The following is a 7,645-nucleotide window of genomic DNA, read 5'->3' as shown; positions in this document are numbered from 1 at the left end:
TCGTAGCCCCACACGTAGCTCGGCCCGCCTGCAGGCCCTTGCACTCCGCTCTGACTGTCCGGCAGGTTGAAGCCCGTGAAGGTGATGCCTCGATACTTGCCCGCCGTCGCGCTGGCGACGTTCCCGTTCGCATCGAAGCCGAAGGTGTTGGTGGCAGCGCCTTCGATGCTCTGCACCGCATGCGGCCGCACCGCATTCGCGCCTTGCGCGCCGTAGCTGTACACCCCGACATCGCTCTTGTAGAGGATGCTGCCCAGCGCGTTGTATTGCAGGCTGACAGTGCGGACCAAGCCGCTGATCGCAGGGGCTGCCACCGTGTAGCGCTGCAGCCGACCCAGCGCATCGTGCTCGAAGTTTTCCGTCACCGCACCGGTTGCACCGTCACCGTTCGCATCGTTGCGGTTCGTCAGCCGCCCCAGGCTGTCCCACACGTAGCCGTGGTTCAGCACATCAGTCGCGTTGCCCTTGCCCGTCGTCAGGCTGCTGGCGCGGCCCGTCGCGGCTTCATAGCCCGACTTGCTCACCACGGCGTTGCTGTAGCGCTGCTGCTCAAGGTGATCCCATGCGTTGTAGGCCTGCGCCTGCCACAGCACCGTGCCGGCCGGCAGCGTCGTGCTCGCACCCGGCGTGCCGCCCGGCGTGGCAGGCAGCGGGTTTACCGTGACCGCCGTCGCAAGCGACACGCTGCCGAGGAACCCCTTCGGCGTGTAGCCGTAGTTCACCGTCAGCCCGGTCGGCCAGGTCTGCGTTGCCTGCCGGCCATTCGCGTCATAGCTCAGCGAACTCGCAAAACTCGGCCCGTTCGCCACCGTCGTGCGGTTGCTGATGAGCCGCCCCAGGCTGTCGTACACCCACTGCTGGCTCATGTCGGTGCTGGCGCTCGTCGCGCACAGCTTGCCGATGCCCATCGTGCAGTTGTCGTAGGTCCAGGTGCTCTGGTACTCCGGCTCGCTGCGCAGCGTCATCCGGCCGAGCATGTCGTACTGCATCGTCGTCTGCCCGCCACGCTGCGCCTGCAGCGGGTTCTGCTGCCGCACCACCTGGCCCAGCGCGTCGTAGCGGTACTCGATCACCCCGGCGTCCGGGTCGGTCAGCTTGAGCTTGTTGCCCCGCACGTCGTAGGCGATCTGCACCGTGTTCTGCAGGGCATCCTTCGTCGCCACCAGGTTGCCGAACGCGTCGTGCTGGTGAACGATCTGCGCGCCCAGCGGGTCGGTGATGCGGATCGTGCGGCCTTCGACGCTGCTCTCCTCGCGCCGCGTGCGGCCCTGGTCGTCGGTGGCGCTGACCACCAGCGCGCCATACGCCGTGCTCGACAGCCTCGCCTTGCGGCTGCCGCGGGCACCGAAGCTCACGCTCGGTTGGCTGCCCTGGTTGTCGGCGGTGTAGATGCGCAGCACCCGGCCCAGTACGTCGTACTCGGTGCGCGTGAGCCCCACATCGCCGCTGCCCGCGCTCGTCGACGACCCGCTGTCCAGGAAGTACGGCTGCGTCTGCAGCACCACCTGACCGAGGTCGCCGTACTCGGTGTCGGTGACGATCACCCGGTTCGCTCCGCCGGGTTGCGTGGATCCGTCGAAGGCCTCGGTGACTTGCCGCAGCACCCGGCCTGCGCGGTCCACATACTTGCGGGTGAATGCGCCGTTCTTGACGCCTTCGGTGCCGCTCGCATCGCGCGGCTCCACGTGTGTGAACTCCAACGCATCGGCCGGGATCTCGGCCGCGCCCGGGCTCGGGCAGGTCGGGCTGTTGCTCGAGGTGTCTCCGGCCGGGTTCACGCGGCCGGCGATGAGGCAGTAGGCCGTGACCACCCGCGTGCCATCAGGATGGATCTCGCGCGTCGTGCGCCCCTGGTCGTCGACTTCCCTGCGCGCGGTCAGCCCGTTCGGCTCGGTTGTGCTCAGCACCGTGCCGAAGCGCGGGTCCACCGTCTGCTGCGTCACCTGGCCCTTGGCGTTGGTGCTGCTGCTCACCTGGGTGTTCGGCTGGACCTGCACGGTCACGCCGTTGATCACCAGCGTCTGCGCGCCATAGGCGGCGCCGCTGCTGCGCGGGGTGAACACGGCGTCGCCAGTGGCACCACTGCAATTCGCCACCTGCGAGCCGGTGCGGTTGCCACGCGAGTCGTAGCTGTACGTCGTCACCACACAGCGCTGCGGATCGTTCGGCTCGACCGTCTCGGTGTCCACCAGGCCGTCGGCCCGGTAGGTGGTGCTCGTCGTGCGGGTGTAGTTGAACGGGTCGGCCACCGCTTGTGCTGCGGGCAGCTGGGCCTGCGCATGGGCGGAGCTCACCGCCACCATCGCCACCACCCACACGATTGCTGCGAACAGGTTCTTCTTTTGCGTGATCTTCACAGGCAGGTCCCCTTCACGATCGCCTTGCTCGTCGTTGCCGTGCCAAACGCGTTCTTCACGCTGAAGTTCACCGTGCGCGCGGTGCATCGGTCGTAGACCCACTGGAAGGTGCAACTCCCCGGTGACGCGGCCAYGCTGCCGCCCACGGTGCAGGTGCTCGTGCCAGGCGTGCCCGCATCGCTCTGGGTCGCCGCCGTGATCGTCTGCGCCGCGCTGTACGGGTTGGCCACCGTCAGCGTGATCGTCGTGTACGTGGTCGTTGACGTCGCCGCCGTGCTCAGGTTGAACAGCGCCCCGGGAACGGTCTGCACCGTGCCGCTCGCGGTGACTGAACCGTTCACCGTCGCGCCCACCGTGCTCACCGTCTGGTTGAAGCTCGTCAGCGTGCCCGTGGCCAACTGCACCACCATGTTGCAGGTGAGGCCCGGCGCCACGTTGGTACAGCTGTTGACGCCCAAGCTCAGCACGGCGGGCAGGTTCGACAGCCCGGTCAACGTCATCGGCACGTTGCCGTCGTTGCGCCAGCTGATGATGTTCTGCGGCGCCGCCGAGTTCTGGTTCACCGTGCCATAGGCCAGGCTGTTGATCGCGAGCGTCGAGACTGAGCCCGTCACCGTGCCCGATACCGCCGCCGATGCAGCTCCGTTGGTGCTGCCCGTGGCGATCAACGTCTGGGCACCTTGCGAGCCGATGGGGCCGGCCGAACTCATCGTGACCGTCACCGTGCACGCCGTGCCCGGATCGATGTTGCAGCTGCCAGGGGCCACCGAGTACGCGCCGCTGAGACCGGACATCGTCAACGTGGCGGCCTGGTTGCCGCTGTTGAAGAAGCTCACAGTGCCACTCGCGGAAGCGCCGCCCTTCGATGCACTGAGCGCCGAGGCGTTGTTAGCCGAAAGATAGACATTCGAGCCGTACACCGTGCCCGCGACGGCGGCCGACACCGCACCGGTCGTGCCACCCGTGGCCACCAGGATCTGGCTGCCTTGCGCGCCAAGCGCGCCACTCGTAGCCATCGACACCGTCACGGCGCAGGTACCTCCCGCAGGCGCCGCGCAGCTTGCCGGGCTCACCGAGTAAGGTGCGCTCAGGCCCGACATCGTGAGCGTCGCCGCCTGGTTGCCGCTGTTCGTGAAGGTCACCGTGCCGCTACCCGCTGCACCGCCCTTCTGCGCCGTCAGGCCAGCGGCGCCATTGCCAGTCACCGCGATCACCGATTGCAGGCCCGTGCCGTTCAGGGCCGCAGACAGCGTCCCCGCCCCCGTGCCGATGCTCACGCTGCCGCTGCGTGCCGCGTTGGCTGTCGGCTGGAAGCGCACGGTGATTGCACAGTTGCCGCCCACCGCCAGCGAGCTACCGCAGGTCGTCGAGACAAAACCGAAGTCGGTACCGCTGACCGATGCCGCTGCCGGCACCGTCATGCTCAGCGGGCCGACGCCGGTGTTAGCGAGCGTCGAAGTCAGTGTCGGCGCGCTGCCGACGGCCACGCTGCCGAAGTCGATGGCGCTCAGGCTGCCCGAGGGCGCCTGCCCCGTGCCCGACAGCACCGCCGACTTCACGCCCAGCTCGGTGTTGACGTTCAACCCGCCACTGCGCGCACCGGCCGCCGTTGGCGTGAAGCTCACGGTCACCGTGCACGAGGCACCCGCCGCCAGGCTCGCACCGCAGGTCGTGCCCGCAAAGCCGAACTCGCTGCCCGATGCCGACGACACCGCCGCAGCGGTCGGCACCGTCAGGTTCATCGCCACGCCGCCGGTGTTGCTCAGCGTCGCCGTGGCGCCGCTGCTCTGCCCGATCTGCGTGGTCGCAAAGGCTGGTGCGCTCAGCGCGGCCGCCGGCGCGGTGCCGCGCGTGGCGCTCGCACCGGCTGCCGTTCCAGCGCTCGCACCGACCGCCGCCAGGCTGTTCGGCGCCACATTCGTCTGCGTGCTGCCCTGACGGCGGCCGAGCAACCAGTTGTCCCCGGCGATGTTGTCGGCCGCATAGACGTACTTCGCCGTCGACGTGACGGTCTGCGCCACACCGGCCGCGTTGCCGCTCGTCAGCGTGTCCACCTGCGTCGGGTCGCCGTTGTCGTTGAAGCGGTTGGTGGTCGTGGTGACCGGCAACGCCTCCCCGGTGGCCGGCTCCTTGCCGGTCTTGGTGGTCTTGTAGAGATAGGGCCGCAGGATCCGCGTGCCGGCCGCCAGCGGGCACGGTGCGTCCGCCGTGGCGTTCGCTTCGGCAGTTGCGCCGGCGGATCTCTCGCAATGCACGTTGACTTCGCTGGACAGCACCAGCCCCGACGCCTGGTCGAGTGTGCTGCGCCAGGTCTCGCTGCGCACCGGCAGCCCAATGTAGGGATGGCGTTGCTGCTGTTGCAGTACCTGCGTCAGCACCGTGCCGTCGGGCGCCTGCCGCTGGCGGCGCACCTCGCGGAAGCCGCGCGGGCCATACCCGTCGTGGGCCAGCTTGAGGCCGCGGTAGCTGAACTCCTCGATCACCTGGCCGCTGCCGACGCCGCTGTCGCGCGTGACGGTGGCGACGACGTACGACGAATCGATGCTGTCGTACAGCGGGAACACCGCCGCGTTCGCCGTGCCGCGGTCGCTCGTGTACCGCGGGCCGAGTGCGCCACTGGTGGAGTTGGCCAACGGCACCCAGGTCAGCGTGGTTCGCAGGTTGCGGGGCGAGGTCACACCCACCAGCAGGTCCGGCGGCAGCGTGGAACCCTGGCGGACGTACAGCTGGTTGCTGGTGCCGTCGCCCGGCGTCGGCGATCCCAGCATCCGCAGGATCTCCACGTCGCCCCGGCCGGTGAAGKTCCCGGTGACGAAGGCGGCCGCGCTGTCGCTGCGCTGCAGCAGGTCGTTGGCCGTCTTGAGGTTGAAGCCGGTCGACTGGCGGTAGGTGCCGTCGCCGTTGCTCAGGTAGATCTTGTTCTGCGTGGGATCGTCGGCCCAGCGGATGATGTCGTCGCGGCCATCGCGGTTGACGTCCGCGAAGACGATGTCGGCCGTGTGCGTGGTGTAGCCGAGCTGCGACGAGGTCGTGACCAGCGATTCGGAACCCAGGTTGTAGTTGCTCTCTCGCAGCAGGTGGCCACCGCCGTCGGAGACGCTGGCCAGACAGTCCACGCGGCCATCGCCGTTGAAGTCCAGCGGTGATTGGCAGCCGCTGCCGACACCGCTGCCGAGACCGCTCCCGGTCATCGGCACGAACGAGAAGTCACCGAGCGAGCGCCAGGCGGTCGCCGGCGGCTGCAGATTCGCCCCCGTGCCCAGCAGCCCGGCGCGTGCGAGGTCGAGGTTGCCGTCGCTGTCCAGGTCGATCACGTTGGAAGGCTGCCCCAGCGCATACGGCCCCTGCGGTCGCGCGTAGAGGTTCTGGTGGGTCACGTTGGTGGGCTGCTCGACGAAGCCGCCCTGCCCGTCGCCCTTGAACACCTGCGTGCACACCTCGGCCACGCACGGGTCGTTGGAGGGTGCAAGCGTCACGCCCTGGTTCGGCAAGTAGGCCGTGACGATATCCATCAGGCCGTCGTTGTCGATGTCCAGCAGGTAGAAGGTGTAGCCGGAGGTCCAGCCGAAGCCGTCCTGGATCTCGCCATGGCTCGTGATGTAGCTGTCCTGGCTGGCATGCTCCAGCAGCGTCACGCCGGTGATGGCCTTGCGCTGGAACGTGCCGTCGCCGTTGTTGAGGTACAGCTCGCTGCCGCTGCCCGCGCACGCCGTGGTGGTGTTCACCGACGTGGTCTCGTAGCGGTCGCGGAACCGCAGCAGGTCCGGCAGCCCGTCGCCATTGAAATCGGCCACCCGCGTGCTGAAGCAGCCGTTGCTGTGGAAGAGCCACTGGTCCGCGCCGATCAGGTTGAAGTTGCCGGCCTGCCGGAACGTGCCGTCGCCGTTGCTGAGGTAGAGCTGGTTCAGCGCCGGGTTGTCCGACCAGCGGATGATGTCGGTCTTGCCGTCGCCGTCGAAGTCGGCGGTGATGACGCCGGCGTTCGAATAGCGCTTCGCGCCCAGCCCGATCACCGTGCTCTGCATCGTCAGCGTCGCCATCGCGCTGGCGGCGAATGCCGCGTTGCGCTGGTAGGCCTCGCCGCCGCCGGGCGCGTAGTCGAAGGTGGTCGGCGGCAGGCACGGCGACTCGGCCACGCCCAGGCATTCGGTGATGCGCACGAGCCGGCTGCGGTTGGTCACCGGGCCGTTGTCGTAGGCAAGCCGCACCGTCTTGATCTTGAGCGGCGAGACATCGACATTCGAGAAGGTCTGCACCTGCACGAGCTGCTGGAGGTTGAGCTGCTTGCTGCCGGCCACCCAGGCCTCGCGGCGGTCGTGCGACTTGCCCGCGGGAGCAGTCGCCGGCAGGTCGACGTAGCTGAAGACGATCTTGTGGGCCGGCGCCTGGGTGGCGCTGCCGGTGTAGCGGATCTCGCGCAAGCTCCAGTCGTGGCCCGGGATGACGCTGCCCTGGGTCGCGCTGCCCCAGGCAACGCCGCGTTGCTGGTACTGGAAGTCGATGTAGTTGCCCTTCAGGTCGCTGCTGCGACTGATCAGCCAGGTGGTGATGACGCCGCTGGCCTGCGCGGTCACGGCGGCATCGGCCGTCGCGTTGGCGTCGGGGTCGGTGCCGTATTCGTGGATGYGGCCGTCCTTGGTCCACACCTTGAAGTACGTCGGTGAACCAGCCCCTGTGCCGTAGGCGCGAATGCGCGCATACGTGTCCTTCTCGGTGCGGTACTCGCGCAGCAGGCCGCTGCCGCCGGCGCTGTCGTTGGTCTGCGGGAACGGCAGCGGAACGCCCGCCGCATCGGTCTGGATCAGGCGCTGGCCATCCAGGCACAGCTTGTCGGCCGCGCTGTTGTCGACGCCTCGCACACGCCCGTCGGTGGACAGGTTGTCGGCGCAGCGCGCGATGGCCGAGATGCCTTGCAGAGACCACCCGTGCCCGAGCGGCCCGCTGCCTTCGCCGCCATAGGCCAGGCTGATGCTCGGCGTCATGCCGGCCACGCCCGGCGGCACGGCGATCGAATGCTGATAGCCCGGCTGGCCGCCATTGCCGACCACCAGCTGAGCCGATGCACCCGGCGACAGGCCAGCCAACGCCAGCGCACCCAGGCACGACACCACCAAGCCGCGGGCACGCCGCGACGCAACCAAGATCAGTTCCAAGACAGTCCTCCAGCGCACGGTCGTCGACCGGCGCAATCCAATGACGGGGTCAGGTGTTGTGTCGCCTTCGGCCCAGTGGGGCGCTGGCAACCCGCGCGGCAGTGGTCTGCCGCTGCGGTGCGCGCAGTCTAGCGA

General features: G+C 68.6%; 1 protein-coding gene and 1 pseudogene. Both read right to left on the bottom strand.

All coding sequences use genetic code 11. The features are described 5' to 3' along the window. Window positions 1-2,357, bottom strand: a pseudogene (locus AC1D1T_RS27985) (RHS repeat domain-containing protein); the annotation flags it as partial. After that, window positions 2,354-7,510: a choice-of-anchor D domain-containing protein gene (locus tag AC1D1T_RS27980; RefSeq protein WP_477992909.1), complete on the bottom strand. Its 5,157-nt coding sequence runs from the start codon at window positions 7,508-7,510 to the stop codon at window positions 2,354-2,356. The pseudogene AC1D1T_RS27985 and the gene AC1D1T_RS27980, both read right to left, overlap by 4 nt. Window positions 7,511-7,645: the final 135 nt, after the last annotated feature.

The sequence above is a fragment of the Rhizobacter sp. P2_H3 genome (genome assembly GCF_056403355.1).
This window is presented reverse-complemented; position numbering and strand designations above follow the sequence as displayed.